The 21,374-nt window shown below is 55.8% G+C and carries 18 protein-coding genes and 1 pseudogene; 14 read left to right on the forward strand and 5 right to left on the reverse strand.

The genetic code is table 11. From position 1 onward, the window contains the following. Nucleotides 1–90: 90 nt before the first annotated feature. From C448_RS17110 to C448_RS12320, 4 genes and pseudogenes are all read left to right on the forward strand, one after another. Nucleotides 91–435 (forward strand): annotated as a pseudogene (locus tag C448_RS17110) (ABC transporter substrate-binding protein); the annotation flags it as partial. Between the two features lie 36 nt (nt 436–471). Beyond that, nucleotides 472–699 (forward strand): hypothetical protein, encoded by a 228-nt coding sequence (locus tag C448_RS16820; RefSeq protein WP_004055253.1) that lies wholly within the window; start codon nt 472–474, stop codon nt 697–699. 144 nt (nt 700–843) lie between these two features. Continuing rightward, nucleotides 844–2,601: a carbon starvation CstA family protein gene (locus C448_RS12315; protein WP_004055255.1), complete on the forward strand. Its 1,758-nt coding sequence runs from the start codon at nt 844–846 to the stop codon at nt 2,599–2,601. A 715-nt stretch (nt 2,602–3,316) separates the two neighbouring features. Further along, entirely contained in the window at nt 3,317–4,411 is a 1,095-nt protein-coding gene (locus C448_RS12320) for an MFS transporter (RefSeq protein ID WP_049916326.1), read from the forward strand. A gap of 117 nt (nt 4,412–4,528) precedes the next feature. On the opposite strand, the gene C448_RS12325 is transcribed toward C448_RS12320, so the two are convergent. Continuing rightward, a complete protein-coding gene (locus tag C448_RS12325) occupies nt 4,529–5,674 on the reverse strand; it encodes a tyrosine-type recombinase/integrase (RefSeq protein ID WP_004055259.1) in 1,146 nt (381 codons plus the stop codon). 317 nt (nt 5,675–5,991) lie between these two features. On the opposite strand from C448_RS12325, the gene C448_RS12330 reads away from it, so the two are divergent. From C448_RS12330 to C448_RS12345, 4 genes are all read left to right on the forward strand, one after another. Beyond that, entirely contained in the window at nt 5,992–7,032 is a 1,041-nt protein-coding gene (locus C448_RS12330; RefSeq protein WP_049916316.1) for a nucleoside phosphorylase-I family protein, read from the forward strand. A 363-nt stretch (nt 7,033–7,395) separates the two neighbouring features. Continuing rightward, nucleotides 7,396–7,707, forward strand: coding sequence for a toxin-antitoxin system TumE family protein (locus tag C448_RS12335; protein ID WP_004055262.1), 312 nt, complete (start codon nt 7,396–7,398; stop codon nt 7,705–7,707). After that, nucleotides 7,691–8,170, forward strand: coding sequence for an HVO_A0114 family putative DNA-binding protein (locus tag C448_RS12340; RefSeq protein ID WP_004055264.1), 480 nt, complete (start codon nt 7,691–7,693; stop codon nt 8,168–8,170). The genes C448_RS12335 and C448_RS12340 overlap by 17 nt, the downstream gene beginning before the upstream one ends. Nucleotides 8,171–8,246: 76 nt before the next feature. Beyond that, on the forward strand, nt 8,247–9,773 hold the full coding sequence (locus tag C448_RS12345) for an FGGY-family carbohydrate kinase (protein WP_152415580.1): 1,527 nt from the start codon (nt 8,247–8,249) through the stop codon (nt 9,771–9,773). A gap of 444 nt (nt 9,774–10,217) precedes the next feature. Here the strand turns inward: C448_RS12345 and C448_RS12350 are convergent, their stop codons facing one another. Further along, nucleotides 10,218–11,504 (reverse strand): amidohydrolase, encoded by a 1,287-nt coding sequence (locus C448_RS12350; RefSeq protein WP_004055267.1) that lies wholly within the window; start codon nt 11,502–11,504, stop codon nt 10,218–10,220. 448 nt (nt 11,505–11,952) lie between these two features. Between C448_RS12350 and C448_RS12355 the strand changes: the two genes are divergently transcribed. Then, entirely contained in the window at nt 11,953–12,972 is a 1,020-nt protein-coding gene (locus C448_RS12355) for a threonine ammonia-lyase (RefSeq protein ID WP_004055269.1), read from the forward strand. A gap of 221 nt (nt 12,973–13,193) precedes the next feature. On the opposite strand, the gene C448_RS12360 is transcribed toward C448_RS12355, so the two are convergent. Further along, nucleotides 13,194–14,747 carry a sodium:solute symporter family protein gene (locus C448_RS12360; protein ID WP_004055271.1) on the reverse strand — a complete coding sequence of 518 codons (1,554 nt, stop codon included), beginning with the start codon at nt 14,745–14,747 and terminating at the stop codon, nt 13,194–13,196. Between the two features lie 2 nt (nt 14,748–14,749). Next, nucleotides 14,750–15,091: a hypothetical protein gene (locus C448_RS16025; protein WP_160162792.1), complete on the reverse strand. Its 342-nt coding sequence runs from the start codon at nt 15,089–15,091 to the stop codon at nt 14,750–14,752. A 285-nt stretch (nt 15,092–15,376) separates the two neighbouring features. On the opposite strand from C448_RS16025, the gene C448_RS12365 reads away from it, so the two are divergent. Next, nucleotides 15,377–16,633, forward strand: a complete 1,257-nt coding sequence (locus C448_RS12365) for a M14 family zinc carboxypeptidase (RefSeq protein ID WP_049916318.1) — start codon at nt 15,377–15,379, stop codon at nt 16,631–16,633. 357 nt (nt 16,634–16,990) lie between these two features. On the opposite strand, the gene C448_RS12370 is transcribed toward C448_RS12365, so the two are convergent. Next, entirely contained in the window at nt 16,991–17,629 is a 639-nt protein-coding gene (locus tag C448_RS12370) for a TetR/AcrR family transcriptional regulator (protein ID WP_049916320.1), read from the reverse strand. Nucleotides 17,630–17,726: 97 nt separating this feature from the next. Between C448_RS12370 and C448_RS12375 the strand changes: the two genes are divergently transcribed. The 4 genes from C448_RS12375 (at nt 17,727) to C448_RS12390 (ending at nt 21,322) form a co-directional block, all read left to right on the forward strand. Then, complete coding sequence (locus C448_RS12375; RefSeq protein WP_004055278.1) at nt 17,727–18,743, forward strand: ABC transporter ATP-binding protein; 1,017 nt, start codon at nt 17,727–17,729, stop codon at nt 18,741–18,743. Beyond that, entirely contained in the window at nt 18,736–19,521 is a 786-nt protein-coding gene (locus C448_RS12380) for an ABC transporter permease subunit (protein ID WP_004055280.1), read from the forward strand. Before C448_RS12375 ends, C448_RS12380 begins: the two co-directional genes overlap by 8 nt. Then, entirely contained in the window at nt 19,518–20,321 is an 804-nt protein-coding gene (locus C448_RS12385) for an ABC transporter permease subunit (RefSeq protein ID WP_004055282.1), read from the forward strand. Before C448_RS12380 ends, C448_RS12385 begins: the two co-directional genes overlap by 4 nt. A gap of 536 nt (nt 20,322–20,857) precedes the next feature. Beyond that, a complete protein-coding gene (locus C448_RS12390; protein WP_239640581.1) occupies nt 20,858–21,322 on the forward strand; it encodes a response regulator receiver protein in 465 nt (154 codons plus the stop codon). The last annotated feature ends 52 nt before the right edge of the window (nt 21,323–21,374 follow it).

The following is a 21,374-nucleotide window of genomic DNA, read 5'->3' on the forward strand; positions in this document are numbered from 1 at the left end:
CGGCTGAATCAGGCGACTGATTCAGTCGCATCATTCTGGCCACTACATGACAGCAACTGAGCTGTTGGGCCAGAGTGGACAACTAGCGACATTGAGGACATCGAGGACGTACGCGGACGCTCGATCGGGATCAACGAGTACGCGACTTCCTTTTACTCGCTCCCGGAAATCCTGGAGGGCAACGGATTCGACGAGGAGGAGATCGTCCTCGAGCATGTTGGATCTGCGGAGGAACGCTTTGAGGCCGTCAAGGAGGGCGAGGTCGACGCCATCGGGGTCCTTGAACCGTACGTCACGCTCGGCCGCTACGACGACGAACTGTCGGAGGTATACGTCGGGCCGTGCCGGGCGGCGATCACGACAAAGGAGGATGTCGATCCCGAGATCGCCGCAAAGTTCCGGACTGCTCTCAACCGGGCTGTTGAGGAAATCAACGACGACCCCGAGACGTACCGCGACAGGTACGTCGATATGCTCGTAGAGGCCGCCGATGAGAACACCGATACCTTCGAGGATGTCGACTTCGATCGGCTCCGCGACGAGTTCGAGCTACGGAACTTCCTGCCGGTCCGTGAGCCTGACTCCAAGCGGATTGAGCGGACCACCGAATGGATGCGCGATCACGGCTTCGTCGAGGAGGACGCGGAAATCGAGACGACCGACGATGTCATCGAAGCCCAGTCGGGGTCCGACGACTGATACGACTATCGTAACTGTGTACTGGTGATCGATATCTCGTCGGACGTCATCACTGGTAAAGGACTATGACAGTTCCTACGAGAGCGCGGGTCAATTCGCCTGCGATACGGACAGTAACCCGACTACTACTCCCTACACTGACATATGATTAGCCTCTTGACAGTCGTCGTCGGTGTCGCGTTGATCTTCACCGTCGCGTACCTGATCTACGGGCGGTACATGAGCCGCGTGTTCGAACTTGACGAGGATAGGCCGACGCCCGCGCACGAGCGGTACGATGGCGTCGATTACGTCCCCTCGCGGAAGCTCGAACTGTTCGGCCACCACTTCTCAAGCATCGCTGGCGGTGCCCCGATCATCGGGCCAATCACCGCCGCGCTCGCGTGGGGTTGGGCTCCTGCGCTCGCTTGGATCGTCGTCGGAACTGTCGTCTATGGGGCGATGAACGACTTCGCGGTCCTCACGATGAGCGTCCGTCACGATGGCCGGTCGGTCGGCCACATCTTCGGACGGTACGTCGGCGAGCGCGGAAAGTCGTTGATGCTCTCTCTGGCGTTCACGGCGAACCTGCTCGTCATCGGCGTTCTCGCGCTCGTCGTCGCAATCGTGTTCGACGCGTACCCGAGCGCGGCGACAGCCAGCGTCTGTTACGTCGCGCTTGCGCTGCTCTTTGGTCTCTACAAGCGGTACGGGTTCCCCTTCCGGCTCGGCACGCTGCTCTTCGTCCCCGCCGTCTTCGGGAGCGTCTGGGTTGGCCTGCAATACCCGCTGGTGCTGGTGCCGGACGGCGGCGCCACGATCCTGCCAACGGTCGTGAACGCCAACGTGTCCGTCTGGCTGATTGTGATCCTGTTGTACGCATTCTCCGCGAGCATTCTCCCGGTGCAGACGCTGTTGCAGCCCCGCGATTACCTCTCGTCGTTCCTGCTGTACGCGGGGCTGGGCGGGGCGGTCCTCGCAATCGTCGTTGGGACACTGTTCGGGACCACGAACCAACCGCTGACGATGAGCCTCGACCCGTTCACCGGGTTTATGAGCGACGCGTTCGCCGGGATCGGCCCCGCGGTGCCGATGCTGTTCTCCACGATCTTCTGCGGCGCGGTCTGCGGGCTACACTCAATGGTCAGCTCCGGGACGACGCCGAAACAGCTGAACCGCGAGACCGATGCGGACACCATCGGGTACGGGACGAGTCTCGTCGAGGGGCTGCTAGCGGTCGTCGCCATCGGGACCGTCGCGGTGGTCCCCTCAATCCCCTCCGGCTCCGGGATCGGGCTCGCGCTCCCGAGCTTCGCTGAGGGCGGGGCCATCATCCTCTCGGCGCTGGGGATTCCTACCGGCCTCGGTGCGCCGTTCATGGCTCTTGTCCTCTCGGCGTTCGCGCTGACGACAGTCGACACATCGATTCGACTCGGCCGATACTTCGTCGAGGATGTCGTCACTGATTCCGAGACGAGCTTTGCGGGAAACCGGTTTGCTAATTCTGCTGCGCAGACGGCACTCGCGTACCTGTTGGTCGCGAGCGGGAGCTGGGCGGCCATCTGGCCTCTTTTCGGCGGCGCCGTCCAGGTGTTCGCCGGCCTCTCAATCGTTACCGTCGTCGTGTGGGTTCGCAACTGGGACGCGGGCAAGGAGGTGCGCAGTCTGCTCGCCGGTGCCGCGTTCGTCCTCGCAACGAGCCTCTCGGCGCTGGGCTACCTCGCTATTTCGAATCTGGGGACAAAACTTCTCAATCCAGCGTGGCTCGGTACCGCGTCACCCATCCAAATTGCCTCCGTCGCCGTCCAGGTAGTCGTCGTTGGCGTACTCGGCGCGCTGACCGTCGAAATTCTCCGTATCGCCGCCGGGAACGTCTCGTTCGGCGTCGGGCGCTCGTCGACGGTGCGAGAGCCTGGCGACTGATTGGTGGCTTCGCTCATCCCGACGAACCGTAACTTAATTGAGAGCGTGTCGGTCTCACCGGGAGGTATGACTCGTTCCCGCGCTCAGTCTTTAGGTGATGGATAGTCGAGATGAGCGTTCATCGAATTCATCCAGTAACCCCACTTTCGACACCCCTGACTGGTAATCTAATCCTTTTTCCTTCGGGCGATTTCACTGTTTATAATCGAATATTTGACTTGATCGGGTGCAGATCGTCGCTCTCCATGAGCGGCGATCTTCATTCGTCCATAAACTGCTGTAGGTGCCGGTCTCGCACCGTTTCAGTCAGTGCTCACCACGCTCACCGACACGGTAGAACTCCTTCTGATACATGGGTGTCTGAAACATCACACATACTACTGCTTATCGAAACCGCCCGACGGAAAAAGGATAGAATTGAACCGAAGGGGTGTCGAAAGTGGGCTGAACTCACCGAAGGAATCGTCAGGCGGAACCGGGATCAACAGAGCACTCTCACCCACTACTGGCGACACTGATTACGCGCGATCCGACAACCGGATGTTTGTGCTGGCACTGCAAGCGTTTTGCAACCAGCGCGGCTACGAGCGAACGAGCGGAATTGATGGATGCGTTGTCTTCTCTCCGGCAGGAAATAGGCGCACTGTGGGCCGATGGAAAAGGAAAGAAGCTAATCGCGATTGCTCTCGGATGGGGGCTCTTGAACGGAACTCGGATGATCTATCCGGTGTTGTTGCCATCATTGAGCGAGAGCTTCGGTCTCACGCTCACCACTGCTGGCCTGTTAGTAACGATTATCTGGGTCACCTACGCGATCGGTCAGGTCCCAAGTGGCGTTCTGGCTGATCGATACGGTGAGCGGACGATATTGACAACAGGGCTGCTGATCGTCGCTGGTGCCGTGTCGTTGGTGGTTCTTGCTCCGTCGACGTGGAGCCTGTTCGCTGCAACCGGACTGATCGGTGTCGGATTGTCTCTGTATCCGGTCGCACGGATTACTGCTCTCTCGGATCTCTACCCTGATCGCATCGGTCGTGTGCTGGGAATAACGATGGCAGCGGGTGACACTGGACAGACAGTCCTCCCGTTGGTTGCTGGTGTCCTCATCGGTCTCACATGGCAGGTGGGTCTTGTCTTTGTCGTACCCCTCCTCGTCGTTGTTGCGATCTCTGTCTGGCGAGTTCTTCCATCAACAGTCTCGTCGGACACAGCACGCACGGAACTGTCTCTCCAGCGGGCGAAGACTGTTCTTCGGGAGCTCTACCATCCGACACTGGTGATCATGGCGATTATTCTGTTTTTGTATATCGGTGTTCTACAGACGTTCTCGGCGTTTTATCCCACCTATCTGATCCACGAAAAGGGATTTTCCTCGACGGCAGCAAGCGCGTTGTTCAGTCTGTTTTTCGCTTTCGGGATCGCTGCCAAGCCGCTTGCTGGCGTTGCGTACGATGTAATCGGTATTCGGCGCTCACTGCCACTCGTCCTCGGTGGAGCCATCCTCGGGTTTGCTCTGCTGCCGTTTCTCACCGATTTCTGGTTACTCGCAGGGGATACGGTTCTGATCAGCTCGATGCTCGGTTCGGGTGCAATCACCCAATCGTACCTTTCGGAGACGATTCCGTCGGAGATAGAGGGCACTGGACTAGGAGCTGTCCGGTCAAGCGCCTCGTTGTTGGCCTCTACGGGGCCGGTGCTCTTCGGCGCGATCGCCGAGCGTGGTTTCTTCGACGAGGGCTATCTCTCGCTGGCTCTTCTTATGGGGGTTGTCACGCTACTCACTCTCCGGCTTCCTGATAAAACGGATTAGGGTAGTTGCGATTCAGAAGGAGGAGTTGACTCCACCGGCTGGATGAGCATGCGATAGGTATGGTTGATTCTCCTCGTGATTCATAGCGAATCTCGAGACTAACCCGTGCGTATGTCCTCACTCGCTGCCGGATCCACCTTGCTGATCAGCCTCCTCGAAGGCACTGGACATCTGATCAGCGAGCTCGCCGGCTTCGATATGCGAGTAGTGCTCGCGAACCACTTCTTCGGAGTTATCTAGCGCTCGGGCGGCAGCTGCATGGCCTGACGTGCGTACGAGAACCTCACCAGCACCGCGCCGGGCACCGTGAGGCATCAGATATTCCTCGCTGTCATCGAGTTCGATACCTGCTTCCTCGCAGAGACGTTTGAGGACGTGCCGGCCAGCGTCGGTCGTTATCGACGGTGGTTCGATATCGTGCTCGATGCAGAGTTCGATCAACGAGCGGTCGGTGTGCATTTCCTCGATCTCTGTGTCGGTGTATCCCTGACGGTCCAGCGTATCTGTCACCTGCTGAGAGAGCGTCGGGCGATGAAACGAGGGGAACACCGGCCAACTCTCGTTCGGTGCATCCAGTACCTTCCGGTACATCTGCAGCGGGTGGATCACCGGCTTGGGGAGGCCTCGATCGTCAAGGCGCTGCTTTTTCGCGAACACCGTCGCGTAGCGGTCCTCGAGATGGACGTCTTCCCACCGGAGTCCTTGGCGTCGTTCGTCGCTCCGGTCTCGAAGGATCTCCGCACCTCGAACGCCAGAGTACGACAACAGGTAGACCAGAGCGCGGTCACGGCAGGCTTTGATCGCGGCCTCTTGGTCTTCACCAACATCGTCGATCGCAGCGCTGGCCTGCTCGTCGACGAAGGAAGTGAGTTGCTGGCGATCCTCGGCGGACCACGCTTGCTGCTCGCCGCTCTTGTGACCGCCGTCATCGGGAATCGGTTCGGTGGCGTTACGTCGCTGAGCGACGTTCTCGGCGAGGTGTCCTTCACGGACGGCCCAGCCGCAGAACGCAGAGACGTACGCGTAGTAGGTACGCACTGTACCTGCAGTCCAACCCTGACGAGTGAGGTGACGGGCGTATTCGCGGAGATGGCTCGAATCCAACTCGTCGAATGTCGTTGGGCTCTCTTCGTGACTAGTGAGGAAGTCGACGAACCGATTGAGCTCTCGGCCTGCGTCCTGGCGGTAGTTACCGCTCTCGCCACCCTGGCCCTTGCCTTTGTCCGTCAGGAAATCCCCGATGACCGCATCAATCGACACCACGCTATGCGCCTCCGGAGCGTTCGCTGGCTCGAACACTGTTCTCAGGGCGAGTAACCGTGGTTCTGGGTTGTGGCATCTGGTGTGCTGTGGGGGAGGGCGGGGCTTCGGATAAATCTACATGTCCTTATTCGATTAAGCACGAGTAAACACCTATTCCGCTCAAACCCCCGAATACGCCACACATAGGCCGTGATATGGACATATTGCCATCTATAAACTGCATGTCGAGATATGGATATTTTTGTCAACGAGGCGAGGGTTGAGGTCTCGAAATCCGCCATCGGAGTTTTTAATATATCTTACTGTGGGTCATGTGTATGGGTAGCAAACGGAACAAGCTGATCCGGAGAAACTTTCTGAAGGCGACCGGAGCTGCAATTGGCGGTGGGGCATTAGCCAGCTTTGAAGCAAAAACCGTCGCAGCGAACGAAGGAGGTCCCTCTATCAAGAAGCCGCTTTCACCAAAGGTGGTAGTGCTCCCTGCTTTTGAGGTCGGAGATATCAAGGGCGATACGGCAGGGGAATTCCAGCTGTGGTACAAAAATTACGACCTCGACAAAAAGCTCGACGTATCTGGCACGAATGCTCCATTGTACTACAACGACGATGGCCTAGCTGTTACTCCCACTGGAATCGGGAAGTCAGCCGCCACCACAACAGTCACATCTATACTGTCTTCGCCAAAGCTGAAATTTGACGACAATACACTTTTCCTCACTGCGGGTATCGCTGGTGCACCGCCAGATGTAGGTACTCTCGGATCAGTATTCATCTCGGATGCGGTTGTTGACTGGGACTTGATGCATCGGTGGTCCCGGAATGACGGGCCAGCCGATCCGTATGCAGCGATGAAGCTCGACCCATCATCGGAGAAGTACTACGAGTTGAATGATGGCCTCACAACTCTTGCGTACTACCTTGGGCAGCAGGCGGATCTTATTGATTCGGACCGTGCCAAACAGTACCGAGAGTTTTACGAAGAGAAGACAGCGAACCAAGAACCATTCGTTGACATGGGCACAACGGTCTGTGGTGATGAATATTGGCATGGTTCGACGTTCTCAGAGCAGGCACGTTGGATGTGTGATGAGTTATATGACGTAGGCCGTTATGCCACAAGTGAGCAGGAAGACTACGGTACAGCAACTGCTCTTGCTCGTCACGGTTATCTTGACCAATATTTGAGTATACGAAGCGTATCGAACTTTGACCAGCCACATCCCAATCAGACGATTGAAGAAAGTCTCAACGAAGCAGATTCTGGTGGATTTGGCCCAAGCATTCAGAACGTATTCAGAGTAACCTCCGAGATCGTGGATGTGATCTTACAGAGAGCATCCAACAATCATAGTAACTAATGTCTCCTGTGAGGCTATGATACGATTGTGTCCCATTTTGTAAGAAATATTTGGTATTCTGATCTTAATGTCATCTTCCGACATAAAAAGAACTGACCTTGTTTACATTCCACAAACAGACAGCTGTCTCTTTACAGGGGCCCGTCAGACAGTTGCGCGTATCGAATCAATACCGAACTCTCGATTATTAGCACATTGTCACACATTTCCCCTCAATATATTAACGAGCTACCATCAATAGTATAGACGGATATGATTCATCTGCAGAAATCAAGATGCTCCTTCTAGAATCGGCTTATAGCCATAATGGGGCAACACAACATTTTTGCTGGCCGGGTGTATATGGGATTGCAAGCGGGATCAATGCCGAGAACGCCGCGCTTCCAAGACGATACCGAACTCGACGATGGAAGCCGCTACGAGATGATTGCGTGGGAGGTCCCGACGAGTAACGAGTACCCCGAAGGGATCAAATACGGCTTCCAATACATGACCGTTGACGGCACGACACTACTACGATACGATAACTACACCGACGCTGAAACACCCGGTGAGAGTCGCCATCACCGCCATCACTACCGCGAAGGGGTCGCAGACATCGAATTCAGTGATCTACGCAACCACATCCGACGGTTCAAAGACGAGGTAGACCAGATCCATGACGAACGAACCTGACCACGACGGCGACCATGAAATCGAGTCGCTAGAGCTCCCCGGGCCGGAAGAAGTTCCATATCCCCCGGTGCTCCGACTCACGTCTCTCCCCCACGATGAGCATCACGAGGGTACACTCGACCGCGCCGAGCGCTGGGAATCAGGCGAGAGCGTCCCGCACGTGAAAAACTTCAGCGATCCCACCCGATTGCGGAAGCTCCTCACCGCCCGGCGAGTCGAACTCATCCGCAGCATCATGGACAGCCAACCCGAGAGCATCAAGCAGCTTGCCGACCGGCTTGAACGCGGAACAAGACAAGTCCACGACGACGTGCATCTCCTCGAAGAGTTCGGTATCGTCCATCTCGAAGATGGAGAGGGCCGCGCACGCAAACCTACCATCCCCTACGACCGTATCGAGATCGACGTTGGCATCGAGGCTCCCGCTGCTGATGACTCTGACCGCGCGCTTGTATCAGGCTGACCGTGCTCGAAGCCGAGTGTAGCTGGGTCTCCGAACTGTCCGTATCGAGTAAATGGGCCGCGGTGATCCCGAACACATGACTGAGGAACCGACGCTGCTCGCTGTCGACGCTGGGACGTCAACCGTCAAGACTGTCGCTTTCCGGACTGATGGAGAGGAAATCGCGTCGAGCTCGCGCGAGACAGAGATACTTCGGCCCGCTTCTGGCCAGATCGAACAGGACCCGACCGAGGTCTGGAAGCAAGTGGTTGAGACGATCAAGGCGGTATCGAGCGAACTCCCCGCCGACGCTGTTCCGGTCGGCATCGCAATTACAGGACAGGGCGATGGGCTCTGGGCCGTCACAGACGAGGGTGAACCGGTCGGCAACGCGATCCTTTGGTCGGACAGCCGTGCGGCACCGATTCTCGATGAATGGGCCGAGAGTGGACGGCTCGACGAGATCGTTGCACAGTGCGGATCGTCTCCCTATCCTGGAATGAGTCTCCCACTACTGGTCTGGCTGGCCCGCGAGCAACCGGATCGGTTCGCTCGTATCGATACGGCTCTTTCCTGTAAGGACTGGCTGAATTACAAACTCACCGGCGAGCGAACCCTCGACCCCACCGAGGCAACGGTCCCCTACCTCGACAAGGAGATGGGGACGTACGACCGAGACGTGTTCGATCTGGTTGGAATCCCCAACGTCGCTGAGGCACTCCCCCGTCTCACAGTCCCGACGGAGATAATCGGGAACGTTACCGAAGCCGCCGCAAAGGAGACGACGCTTCCCGTGGGGCTGCCGGTCGTCTCAGGACTGTTCGATGTCCCGGCCTCGGCAATCGGTAGTGGCGTGATCCGTCCGGGTGACGTGGCGGTAACGCTCGGAACATCGCTCACCCATCAGGCGATCGTCGAAGGGCCACAAGCAAGCGACCGCGGTATCCAGATGAATCTCGGCATGGGCGATCGGTGGACCTACGCAATCGGCAGCAACGCCGGGACGCCAAGCCTCGAATGGCTCGCCGAGACAATCGTGGGCATTGAGGACGTCGCCGGCCTTGAGAACTATGCTACAGACGCACCTGTCGGGAGCGATGGCGTGTTGTATCACCCGTATCTGAGCAGTTCGGGCGAACGGGGCCCATTTGTCGACCCGACAGCACGTGCGCAGTTCGTCGGACTCACTCCCGAACACGACACCGGACATCTCGTGCGAGCGGTGTACGAGGGGCTTTCACTCGCAGTCCGTGACTGTGTTGAGCATCTGCCCGCCAGTACTGGCGAAGTGGCCCTCAGCGGCGGCGGGACGAGTTCGGAGCTGTGGTGCCAACTGATCGCCGACTGCCTCGATCGGCCCGTCGTGATTCCCTCGGGCTCTGAACTCGGCGCGAAGGGGGCTGCTATCGTCCTCGGCGTCGCACTCGGGGAGTATCCCTCCCTTGAAGCTGCTGTTGAGGGAATAGTCGACACCGAAACCCGCTACGAACCACGACCGGACGCTCCCGACGCATACGACGAACTGTACGATCTATTCGTCGACATCCGAGAGGAGATGGGACCACTCTGGACACGCCGGGTAACTGCTTATCAAGAGGGCACCAACCAGCCGACGTCGGACTGAGCAAGCCGTCGGCTGTGTTCCGATATTTTGTGGCTTATCTTACATTATATCGAGGGGCAGTACTGGCTACTGGCGGTGGTGTGCGTTTCCTGCGCCTGCGAATGAAAATGGCACGATTAGGTTCAAATTGGCTTTTAGAGCGGCTCACAGGCCTGACTGTTCCCGTCACCATCGAGACCGGAAGGGCCGCCTGAAATCGACTCAGATACTGCTATGTTTTCTCTTGGCTGAAGTCGATCAGGTAATTTTCTCATTTATGGTAGTCATTGGAATCAATTGGCGATCTAAATTTAGAAGAGGTCTATGCATGACGAATCGGTCTAGCTGACCTCAGATGCTATGGAATGGCCGCCAGGATTGTCCGGAGGATGTCAGCTGAACGGTTTTCATCGTAAACAGCCGGCTTACTGAGCGGCCTTGAGTCCGGTTGACGAGGAGTGCCGATCACGGCTTTTCACGAGACACTTGTACGATGGCATCGCACATCGTTTCGACACCGATTCTGAGACTTCCTTCGTCGATATCGAAGCGACTGTTGTGATGGCCGGCCGGATGATCTGTTCCGATGATCGAGTAAGCGGCTTTGCCTCCGTTGTCTTCGACAACGTTCATCAGACAGGTTGCATCCTCGCTTCCTCCGAAGTCAGCTTGCATGATTGGATCGGTGACTCCATCGACCCCTTTCGAAGCTTCGTAGACCACCGCAGAGAGATCTTCATTGCTATCAGCCCGGGGTGAGTGGCCTGTGACTTCAAAATCAACGTCACAATCATGCATTGTAGCTGATTCTCGAAGGACTTGCTTCAGCCGCTTGAACGTGTATTCCATCAGCTCGGTCGTCTCGCCTCGGGCCTCAGCTTCAATTCGAACGTTGTCAGAGATGATGTTTGAGGCTGTTCCACCTTCGACACGGCCGATATTGACGCGTGTCGCTCCCTCTCCATGACGTGGGATGGCGTAGCTGTTTTGAATCGCCGTTCCCAATGCTTGGATGGCATTGTTCCCGCTCTCAGGGGCTACACCAGCGTGTGCATTCTCCCCGGAGAATTTAGCTGTGAATTTGATATTGGCCAGCGGCTTGACCATTCCCGCAACGATCTCTCCAGTTGGATGACCAAGTCCTACATGGAGCGCAAGCAAATAATCGACATCCTCGAGATGGCCCGATGCAGCCATGGGTTTGCCGCCACTGCCACGCTCTTCAGCGGGCTGGAAAAAGAGTTTGAACGTCCCTTCGAACTCGCTCTCTTTGAGTGCCTCTAAGACACCGAGTCCGATGGTCATGTGTGCATCGTGTCCACAGGCGTGCATCGTTTGCTCGTTCTCAGAACGAAAACCTTCAGCAGCGGGAAGGTGGTCGCGTTCGGTGCTCTCGTTGATGTACAAACCGTCGATGTCGACTCTGAGAGCAATGGTTGGACCATTTCCTTCCTTGAGAGTCGCAACGGCACCGGTGTAGCCACCGCTCATTTCCGCAAGCAGATCGCTATCGGCACCTAGCTCACGAGCGTGTTCCAACCACTGTTCGTGTACGTCCTCAGATGGGACCGACATCTGTTCTGAGGGGGCAAGCGCCTCACGACCGATATACAGCTCATCAACGCCGATGTTGGTCACCTCATTGACGATACGATCCATCGTATAATACTCACACCACGCCGGTTCCGGGTGTTGATGAAAATCACGACGCAAGTCGATGAGCCGATCGCGAACTCGCTTTTGTGCGTTCATAGTTACCAAGACATGAATCGTGGGTGCTCGTATTAGTATTTGCGGGCAGTACGGAACGTCAATCACGGACTACAAGCACTAAACGGTCTCTTGGTCGCCAGATGACTGATAAGAGCGTGAGTGCGTACCTTCGCAGTCATCTCATGAGCCGTAGCTTCCGATCATTTACTCTATAGCGAGCAGGCAGGCTGAAGCTAAACGGAATGCGACTGAATGCAGGCATGAATGTGCAAGACCTATGGTGTTGTATCAGATTGTCTACTGATATCCTGTCTCTTATACACATCTTGAGCGGGCTNTGTGTATAAGAGACAGGAGGAAGATCGTTGGACTGCCCGTTTAGATTTGATTTCTACGTGAAGTCCACAGTCAACACTGAAAACGACAGCCACAGTTGCCACCAGTCGGTCGTGAACGCTTAATACGGCTGTGTCCATATCGGTGTGAGATGACCTCGTACAAACCAGCTGAATCACCTGACAAGACCACGATCTTTTCGTATCACGATCTGACCCCACCAACGACTCGTGATATCTATGAAGCACGGAAGATCGTCCGCCAGTACCTTCCCAGTACACCATTGGTTCGCAGTGAGAGCCTCTCGGCGACTCTCGATGCTGATGTCTATCTCAAGCGTGAGGACACGCTCCCGACCAATTCGTTCAAAATTCGCGGGTTCTACAACCTCGTAGACGACCTCAACGAAGAATTTCGCGAGCCGGGGCTCATCACCTCAAGCATGGGCAACCACGGCCAAGGGATGGCAACTGCCGCGCGTGAATTTGATGTTCCAGCAGTCATCGTTGTTCCTGAGACGCTCGAGAATCCGACCAAAACCGACAACATGGAACGGCTCGGGGCGACCGTTATCGCACACGGTCGAGATGTCGATGAGGCTCGTGAATACGCTGAACAGCAGGCCGCAGAGAAGGGATATCGGTATGTCCATGGCGGTAACGAACCCCATCTCATTGCTGGGCGTGCCAGCGCCGGTCTCGAAGTGATGGCTGACCGTCCCGACGTCGATGTTCTCATCAATCCAGTTGGGGGTGGGAGTAGTGCCGCAGCCTACGCACTTACTGTCGGTAAACTACTTAGTGCCGACGTTATCGGCGTTCAGGCGTCGGGAGCAGACGCAGTTTATCGTGCATGGAAAGACGGAGTCATCGAGATGCAAGATAACGCTGAGACGTTCGCAGAGGGAATCAAGACACGAACGCCGTTCGCACTTCCGCTTGAAATCATGCAGGAACATCTTTCAGAGATGATCCTCGTCGAGGACGAGGATCTGCAGGCCTCTATTCGACGACTGCTCGCCGACGATAGTATATTGGTCGAAGGGGCAGCCGCCAGTAGCGTTGCCGCAGCATTCCAATTGCGAGATAAACTGGCGGGGAAGACAGTTGTTCTGCCGATTTCAGGCAGCAACCTCTCCATGTCCAAACTCCGAACGATTGTCGCCGATTAGCTTTAGGATGAGCTGGGCGGCTTGACGGCTTTCACATGAATGCAAACCGAGCACGGGAACAGACTGTATAGCACAGCCATATCGCTTATCGAACGATAGTCCTGTCCACGGTGTTGCACTGTGACGACTCATCAGTTCGGCGCTGGCTACCAACAGAGGGAATACGAAGTCGCAGTGATTGGGGTTCTTGTATACCGGGAAATCGAAGAGGTACGGTAGGCTTACTCTGCTTCGTCTGACTGGGTTCCACCATCCGTCGCAGTGACCGAGGAGCTTTCGCTCGAAGTCTGTGCTGTAGACGGGGTAGGCCGTGATTCTCTAATGACTTCCTGTGCGAACTCTCTGTCTTCGACTTCGGTAACTAAGCTAACTGCGACGAAGACGACAGTCGTGACGATAAGCCCCCAGAATCCGGCGTGCAGATTCAGTGGAGACGGGACGAAGAATGTAAAGAGAGCCGTCACAATAGTGCCAGCGAAGAGTCCGGATACCGCCCCGGCTTTCGTCGAACTTGGCCAGTATAACGCCCCGAGCATCAACGGGAGGAACTGGACCACCGCGCCGTATGCAGCTGCCTGTAGTGGAACGATATTGATTGGGCTAAACAGGGCGAAATAATACGCAACACCAACCGTGGGGAAGACGGCGAGTTTCATCAATCGAGTCTCGCTTTTCTCGCTAATATCCGAGCCAAACAGCGGTTTGTAGAAGTCTCTAGCAGTAACACTCACCGATGCATGAAGGATCGAATCTGCGGTACTCATCGTCGCCGCAAGCGCACCAGCGAAAAACAGTCCAATGAGGATGGGATTGATCCCAAGCTCCGTAATCATATATGGCAAGATGCGATCCGGACTGCTCAGCACGGCTGGATCGACCATCGTCACGCCAGCGTATCCAATCAGCAAGATTGGAATCAGAACGAACTGGAAAGTGGGATAGAGAGCGACCGTTTTCTTCAGTGTCTTCTCGCTGTCGGCCGAATAGGCACGCATAAACAGGTGAGGCCACATAACGAACCCAAGCGCCGAGACGATGATGAAACTCGAATAGCGAAGCATGGACATCTGCGGCAATCCGACAAGCAGATGAGAGGGGTTGCTGTTTGCGATCTGTTCGAACATCGGCTGTACACCGCCATGAATCTCGAAGGGGAGATACAAGCCGAGGAACCAAGCGAGTACGAGCATCATGATTCCCTGAAGCACGTTCGACCACCCGACACCCATCATCCCGCTCGTGAGTACGTAAATGGCGATCACGAGGAAGGGCAGCAATCCCGATAGCCAGAAGGGAATGAGCCCGTTGCTGGCTTCAGTGAGAATGAAGGCAACGCCTTTGATCTGGACGACCAGATACGGAATGAACGCAGCAACCGAAGCGATCGCCATGAGCACAGAGAGATATTTACTATTGTAGCGATCGCTGAGAAAGCCTGCTTGGGTTACGTAGCCCCGTTTACGGCCGAGCCGAGCGACCTTCGGGCCAAAGATGTACCACAGTAACATTCCAAACCCACCGTATGCAACAATGTATAATGCAGCAGCACCCTTGCTAAACGACCATCCTGGTCCACCCAAGAACGCAAAGGCGCTGTTGATGCTCGCGCTCATGACGAAATACATCACGAGGAGACCGATCCCTCGACCACCGGCGACGTACCCCTCTGTGGTATCTTGGTCTGCCTCCCCGCGGCTTCGCAGCCCGATCCAGAGTGCAAAAGCCAAATAGAGAAGTGGGATCCCGGCAATGAACAAGGTATCTGTCGAAACCATATTCAGCTCCCTCCCAGAAGTTTGCCTTCATCAAAGCGATACAGCAGGTACGAGTTGATCGTTATGAATACGAGAACCAGAGTCACCCAGAACATGTTGAACGGAAGTCCCAAAACGTACGGTTCGATCCGATTGAACACACTGAAGACCGGCCAGACGACCGTGCCAAGCAAAACCACGTAAATACCGAAGTGAAGCCAGTATCGATAGCGAGCTTTGCGCGATGTTCCTTCCCAAAAGAGATCCAAACCTCTTTTTGGCTGTTCACTAGATACAGTAGTCGATTCTTCTGAGTCTACTGCCGCGTCTGGTTGTGCCATGGGTATGTTATGCCATGTCTGCATTTGGCATGATATGCAACATTGTCGCATTGTATAAGACTTTTCCAGACAATAATCGTGCAGAATCGGTTCTGTCATTTTACAAACTGGATGAGAGTGGAGAAGTTGTTGACAGACAAATTGGTTTATCAAATCAAGGCAGATAGCAACACATCGGAGTGACAATTCCCAGCATAATGATATAGTGACCGAATCCTAGTATACAAACCGGTAATCCGACAGAATCGTTTTGTAAAAATAATTCAGATAGATATAAGTTAAGTATGGTACGAGAATTCGTGTAGAACAATGACGATCGAACGACGAAAGTTCCTGGGAGTCCTCGGCGGCATTGCGGGTACAAGTGTTTTCGGTTCCCAGGCCAAGGCAAACAAGAACAGTGCTTCCGTACCGAGGGGTGTTCCAGACACACTTGCTGACTCCGACTACGATCCAGATTTTCTGGAAAATGACGATCTCCTCGATAATAACGAACTCAAAAAACTACTACAATCAATCGAGAATGTGTCTGTCTCGCAAATTGGCGAGTCGAATCAGGGACGGCCGCTCTGGGAAGCATCTCTCGGAGGTGGATCGACTGATGTAATGATGATCGCCCAGCAACACGGTGACGAACACATAATGCCCGAGGCGATGATCGCAGCACTTCAATATCTAGCGAGTGTTGATCTCGATGCGGTCAGACAGGTCCGTGATGAACTGACGATTCATTTTGTTCCCCGAGTGAATCCGGATGGATTCGTTGCCCGGCAGCGATACAACGTTGATACGGATGCTCCAGCAGCAGCCGGAGCTGATATTTTCGGGGCTGATATCGGTATCTTCGCTGCGGACGAACCATTCGTTGGGTGGGATATCAATCGCTATCACTGGCCCAACTGGAAGGACAGCGACCTCTATCAGAGCTACCCCGAAAAATACCCCAAAAACCCCGTTCCAGAGGCAGTGGCCGTCGATAGCAGGCTTGAAGAGCTTGATGCCAAGTGGATCATCGACTTCCACCGTCAAGGCGAATACGTCGTCGACGAAGACAAGACGTTCACCGACCGTGAGAAATACGTCAACGAGGGACTTGAGGACGATACATACCCCCCTGACCCGAATGACCCGGGTGCTGGTCATATCGCCACGTCATCATTGTTCTGGCCGATCAATGAGAACGTACCAGAAGATACGCGAGACCTCTCGAAACAGCTCGTCTATACGATGTACGACGAGGTGACAGCCGAGGGTGACAAGGACGTGATGTGGGCTGACAACGGGCATGATCCGGATCCCACATGGTATCCTGGAGGAACGTATGGTGGGATCGCGCGAAACGGTTTCGGCCTTCGTGGGATAGGTAGTGTCCTCTTTGAGTTGTCTGCCGGAACACTGGGTAGTCGTGCTTACCGAGTCCAACACGTAGCTGAAGCAATGCTCGCAGCCGTGAAGGCCACGGCTGATGGATCACTTTCCGATGTTGATCCCTCGAGTATCAAGAAAATTCCGGGGCGCGGTAGCGATGTGACTGCTGAGGGTGAAGCTGGCTCGCAGCGAGAATAGCACGCTACTTCACCTTTCGTTGAAGCTCCGATTCCAATGCGTGAGAATTGTTACCATATATTCTGCCCAAACAGGCACAGACGTGATCTTCTGGTGAACTCGGGACATCAGCGGAGCAGTGAATCAGTGTTCACTGGAATGCTGTGTTGAATAGCTATTATGCAGGAGTGTGGTCGTGCAATTATGCCGAATTCAGGATGATCGCACTGATGGCCACCGAGTTTCTCCCCGATCACCAACACAAATGAAAGAATTCAGTTCCGAAATTCCGATCCACCGCACCTAATTCCGTCTTCTAGCGACCCCATCCCGACGCCGTACCCCTATTCAACACGGCAATAATTACGACACCAGAATTCAGCCTTCGACTGTCAATCCTCGTGCAAGGGTTGTGATCAACGTGTCCTGCATTTGGTGGTAATAGCCTTCCTCGATGCCCTCGAGCTGCCCCTCGTATTGCTCATATTCGTCCTTGTGGAGTACCAACAGACCAACAGATGTGCCCATGATGCCCAGAACAGTGAGTGGGTCCATCTCTGAGAGTGGACTATCACTTCGGCTCTGGATGTCTTCGATGAGAGGAATGAACTCCGCCATCTCAATCCGAACTAAGTTATCGAACTGCTCCGAAGACGTGCTTCCAATCATATCTTGGTAGTTGCCCCGAATGACTGTTTGCTGGATGAACTCGTTTCCTTCGGCGAACTCAGCGTAACACCAGAACAATCGCTTCAGTGCCTCTTGGGGATCGGTGACGCCTTCGAGCTCTGACCGGGTGGTCTCCATGTACTCCTGTAATTCGCGTTCCAGAATCACGATGTAGAGGTCGGATTTCGCATCGAAGAACTGATAGAACGTCGGTTTCGCGATCCCGACGGGATCCGTGATGTCCGCAACCGTCGTTTTCTTCGGTCCATACGTGAGCAGTAATTCGCGTCCTGTCTCGATCAGCTCTTCTCGAATCCGATCTCGTTCGTCGTCGCTGAAACCACGCATACTACCTTCTCCGATCTGTGAATACATAACCAATTCGGTCATCAAATATGACTATATGACCGAAACAAATATCTGGTTATAGACCTGAGTGTCAGACATGGTAGCGATCGAAGTGAACGGCCTCACGAAAGACTACGGAAACGTTCGTGCAATTGAGTCACTATCGTTTGCCGTCGAAGACGGCGAAGTCTTCGGCTTTCTCGGACCGAATGGTGCGGGCAAGTCCACCACGATCCGTACGCTGATGGGGTTTCAGTCGCCAACCGACGGTGGTGCGACCGTGCTCGGCCACGACATCACCGATCAGAGCGCGATGATCGAAGCCAAGCGACAGGTTGGGTACATTCCCGCCGAGATGGGCTTCGACGAGGGTGTCACTGGCAAACGATTCCTCCGCTACCAGGCCTCCCTCAAGGGCGATACGCGCAGCGAGGAGTTGCTCGAACTGTTCGATCCGCCGATGGACCGCGAGATCGGCGAGTATTCGACGGGCAACAAGCGTAAACTCGCCGTGGTGCTCGCGTTCATGCACGACCCCGATCTCGTCATCATGGACGAACCCACCTCGGGGCTCGATCCGCTGATGCAGGAGCGGTTCTACGAATTCATCCGCGGTGAACAGGCAAAGGGCACCACGTTTTTCTTCTCCTCACACATCCTGAGCGAAGTCCAGAAGATCTGTGATCGCGTGGGCGTCATCCGCAATGGCCACCTCGTCGAGCTCGAAGACGTCGAGACGCTGCTCGAACGCGGCGGCAAGCGCGTCTCGGTCCACGTCGCCGAATCCGTCGAGGCTGGCGCGTTCGCCATCGAGGGCGCACACGACGTGAGCGTCACCGGCGACGAGCAGTCCGCCCAACCGACCGCCGCCGACGGGAGCGGAGACGACCCATCGACGGAGAGCGAGGATGCGCCGTCGGGCGGCCGTGATGGGACGAGCGTGAGCTTCACCTACACCGGCGATTACAACGCGCTGCTCTCCCACCTAATCGGGTACGACGTTCTCGACCTCGACATCGAGGATGCCCCGCTCGAAGACGTGTTCATGCGCTTTTACGGTGAAGTCGACCCCGACCGCGAGCCGAGCACCGTCGGGAGGCAGGCGAATGTTTGAGGTCGCCCGCTACGAGAGCGAACGGAAACTGGTGCTCGGGGCCACTATTGCAATCGCGGCGAGTTTCTACGGCGCGATGTTCGTCGCGCTCTCGCCTGCCTATTCCAACTTCGATATCGAAGCGATCTTCAGTGACTTCCCCCAGCAGTTCACCGAGGGGTTCGGTCTTGCGGCGTTCAACACTCTCCCGGGACTGCTCGCGGTCGAACTCTATCAGTTCGGCTGGATACTCGTGCTCGGCCTCTATCTCGCTTACACCGCGGCCGGACTGGTCGCGGGTGACATCGAGACAGGCCGGATGGATACGCTCCTTCCCGCGCCGATTTCCCGGATGAGACTCGTCGGTGAGGAGTTCCTCTCCATGCTGGTACCTATCCTCGCAGTCAACGCCATCACGCCCATCGTGCTTTACGTCGGATCGGTCCTCATCGACGAACCGCTCGACGTCACGAACCTCGTTGCACTCCACGCGCTGGCGGTGCCGTATCTGCTGTGCTGTGCGGCGGTCGGGTTCGCGCTCTCGGTGTTTCTCGCAAACGAAAGCCTCGCCCAGAACGCCTCGGTCGGCGTGCTCGTGGTGGCCTTTCTCGTCGAGACGGTGTTCATCGGTACGGATCTGGAGTTCCTCGGCGTTCTCACCCCGATGAACTACTTCGATCCGACCGAGATCCTCGTCAACGCCAACTACGACCTCGCGGGTGCAGGAATCCTGCTTGCGGCCGCCGTGGTGTTGGTTCTCGCCGGCCAGTGGCGATTTGGGAGGATGGATATCCAATGACCCTTGACGTCCTGCGTTACGAAGGAGAGCACCAACTCAAGAGTACGCTTGGGATCAGCGTTGCGTTTGCGCTGCTGGCCTTGCTGTTCGTCGCGTCCGCCCCACTCATCACGACCGATGTCACGAGCAGCACCCAGTTCCAGCAGGTCATGACGGAACTCCCGCAGCCGTTCATCGAGGCGTTCGGTCTCCAGAGTATGACGAGCCTCGAAGGATTGCTCGCTGGGGAGTTCTACACCCTGATGTGGGCAGTGTTTTTCGGCCTCTACCTCGCGTACACCGCGGCGGGGTCGATTCGGGGCGATATCGACGCAAACCGGATGGACGTTCTTCTATCGAACCCGATCTCGCGGTGGAGCGTGCTCGTCCAGACGTTCCTCTCACTGCTGGTACCAATCCTCATCGCCAGCGTCGTCACGCCAGCGGTGATCTACGTTGGTACACTGTTCATCGAGCCGTCGATAGCAGTCGAGGAACTCATCATGGTCCACGTACTCTCGATCCCGTACCTGCTGTGCTGTGGGGCCATCGGTCTCGTGTTGTCGGTGCTCCTCGATGACAGGGATACCGCACAGAACGCGGCCATCGGCGTGCTCTTCGCGCTGTACCTGTTCCAATCGTTCATCCCTGTGACGGACTACGGCTGGCTGGCGAACATCGCTCCGATGAGCTACTTCGACGCGAACGAAATCATGCTCGAAGGGACCTACGATTTCACGAGCGCGGGCATCCTGCTTGCTGCCACAATCGTATTGATAGCCGTGAGCCAATTCCGCTTCACGAGGATGGATATTCAGTAAACTGGGTGCTGTTAGGATGGTCGTCACTCCCGGAACGGCGGGCGCAACGAGCGAACCGGAGTCCTATCCGACTCCGGTTCGCTTTTTCACCAGTGTCAACACATCGTTCGCAGTCACGAGAGGGTCACGCTCGTACTCACCGGTGAACTGCAACTGCACGAGCAGATCGACTAACCGCCATAGCGAGTACAACAAGCACGCGACTGCGAAGTAGAAAAACCATGTATTTGAAGCACGCTATCGGTTGATAACAACGGAAATGTGGTGTGTCCAGTCAGATTCTGGATCGGGAACACTACGCTCCACCAATTGGAACAAACATTCAAGTAGTAGAGTGAACAACTACACAGTTGAAGACGAGACGATTCATGGACGGGACGAACACTGATAGCAAGAAAGTTGAACAGCTCACAGACATTTTTCACGATATCACCGGCGAATCTTCCACCACCGAACGCCAACACGAAGATCGCTGGGCATCAGTCTCTGCGGACAGCTCAGACGGCAACGACACGATCCGGAGCATCATCCGTGAGATGACCGACGAGTACGGAATTCAGACCTCGCTCGACGAGGACGAACTCGTCACGGTCGTCCAACGCTACCACGCTGGAGAGGGAGGCAGAGAGATCGCTCGGACACTCGGCACACCCAACCGCGACAAGACCATCACTCGCGCCCGCGTTAGTCTCCACCTCTTCCGAGACACTGATTTCGACGCGCCGTTCGAGCTGTCGCGACTGCGCGAGCTCCTCGATCAAGATGCATCGAACGAAGAAATCGCCGACACTCTCTCGACAAGTAAGAGCACCGTTCGCGCCTACGCGCGCGTACTCGCCGCTGAAGCCGAAGCCGAACAAGCCAGCCACGAGTACCAATCTCGGTTCAAGCAGGCACTCACTGATGCCGAGACGGACAATGACGACACTGACCAGTTCAGCGAAACGGTGTCTCCAACCGCGTATGCGAGCGGTCTCGAAGACGCTGTTGGAAGCAGTTGATTAGCCACTCCCATCAGCCGCCGGATGGAGACGATATCGTCGATCTCACGTG

The organism is Halococcus morrhuae DSM 1307, assembly GCF_000336695.1.
Taxonomy (GTDB): Archaea; Halobacteriota; Halobacteria; order Halobacteriales; family Halococcaceae; genus Halococcus; species Halococcus morrhuae.

Bases quoted from the DNA above. Each gene is read 5' to 3' on its own strand.
- C448_RS16820 (WP_004055253.1), top strand. From the start codon at position 472: ATGCTCGTAGAGGCCGCCGATGAGAACACCGATACCTTCGAGGATGTC.
- C448_RS12315 (WP_004055255.1), top strand. From the start codon at position 844: ATGATTAGCCTCTTGACAGTCGTCGTCGGTGTCGCGTTGATCTTCACC.
- C448_RS12320 (WP_049916326.1), top strand. From the start codon at position 3,317: ATGATCTATCCGGTGTTGTTGCCATCATTGAGCGAGAGCTTCGGTCTC.
- C448_RS12330 (WP_049916316.1), top strand. From the start codon at position 5,992: ATGGGTAGCAAACGGAACAAGCTGATCCGGAGAAACTTTCTGAAGGCG.
- C448_RS12335 (WP_004055262.1), top strand. From the start codon at position 7,396: ATGCCGAGAACGCCGCGCTTCCAAGACGATACCGAACTCGACGATGGA.
- C448_RS12340 (WP_004055264.1), top strand. From the start codon at position 7,691: ATGACGAACGAACCTGACCACGACGGCGACCATGAAATCGAGTCGCTA.
- C448_RS12345 (WP_152415580.1), top strand. From the start codon at position 8,247: ATGACTGAGGAACCGACGCTGCTCGCTGTCGACGCTGGGACGTCAACC.
- C448_RS12350 (WP_004055267.1), bottom strand. From the start codon at position 11,504: ATGAACGCACAAAAGCGAGTTCGCGATCGGCTCATCGACTTGCGTCGT.
- C448_RS12355 (WP_004055269.1), top strand. From the start codon at position 11,953: ATGACCTCGTACAAACCAGCTGAATCACCTGACAAGACCACGATCTTT.
- C448_RS12360 (WP_004055271.1), bottom strand. From the start codon at position 14,747: ATGGTTTCGACAGATACCTTGTTCATTGCCGGGATCCCACTTCTCTAT.
- C448_RS16025 (WP_160162792.1), bottom strand. From the start codon at position 15,091: ATGCAGACATGGCATAACATACCCATGGCACAACCAGACGCGGCAGTA.
- C448_RS12365 (WP_049916318.1), top strand. From the start codon at position 15,377: ATGACGATCGAACGACGAAAGTTCCTGGGAGTCCTCGGCGGCATTGCG.
- C448_RS12370 (WP_049916320.1), bottom strand. From the start codon at position 17,629: ATGCGTGGTTTCAGCGACGACGAACGAGATCGGATTCGAGAAGAGCTG.
- C448_RS12375 (WP_004055278.1), top strand. From the start codon at position 17,727: ATGGTAGCGATCGAAGTGAACGGCCTCACGAAAGACTACGGAAACGTT.
- C448_RS12380 (WP_004055280.1), top strand. From the start codon at position 18,736: ATGTTTGAGGTCGCCCGCTACGAGAGCGAACGGAAACTGGTGCTCGGG.
- C448_RS12385 (WP_004055282.1), top strand. From the start codon at position 19,518: ATGACCCTTGACGTCCTGCGTTACGAAGGAGAGCACCAACTCAAGAGT.
- C448_RS12390 (WP_239640581.1), top strand. From the start codon at position 20,858: ATGACCGACGAGTACGGAATTCAGACCTCGCTCGACGAGGACGAACTC.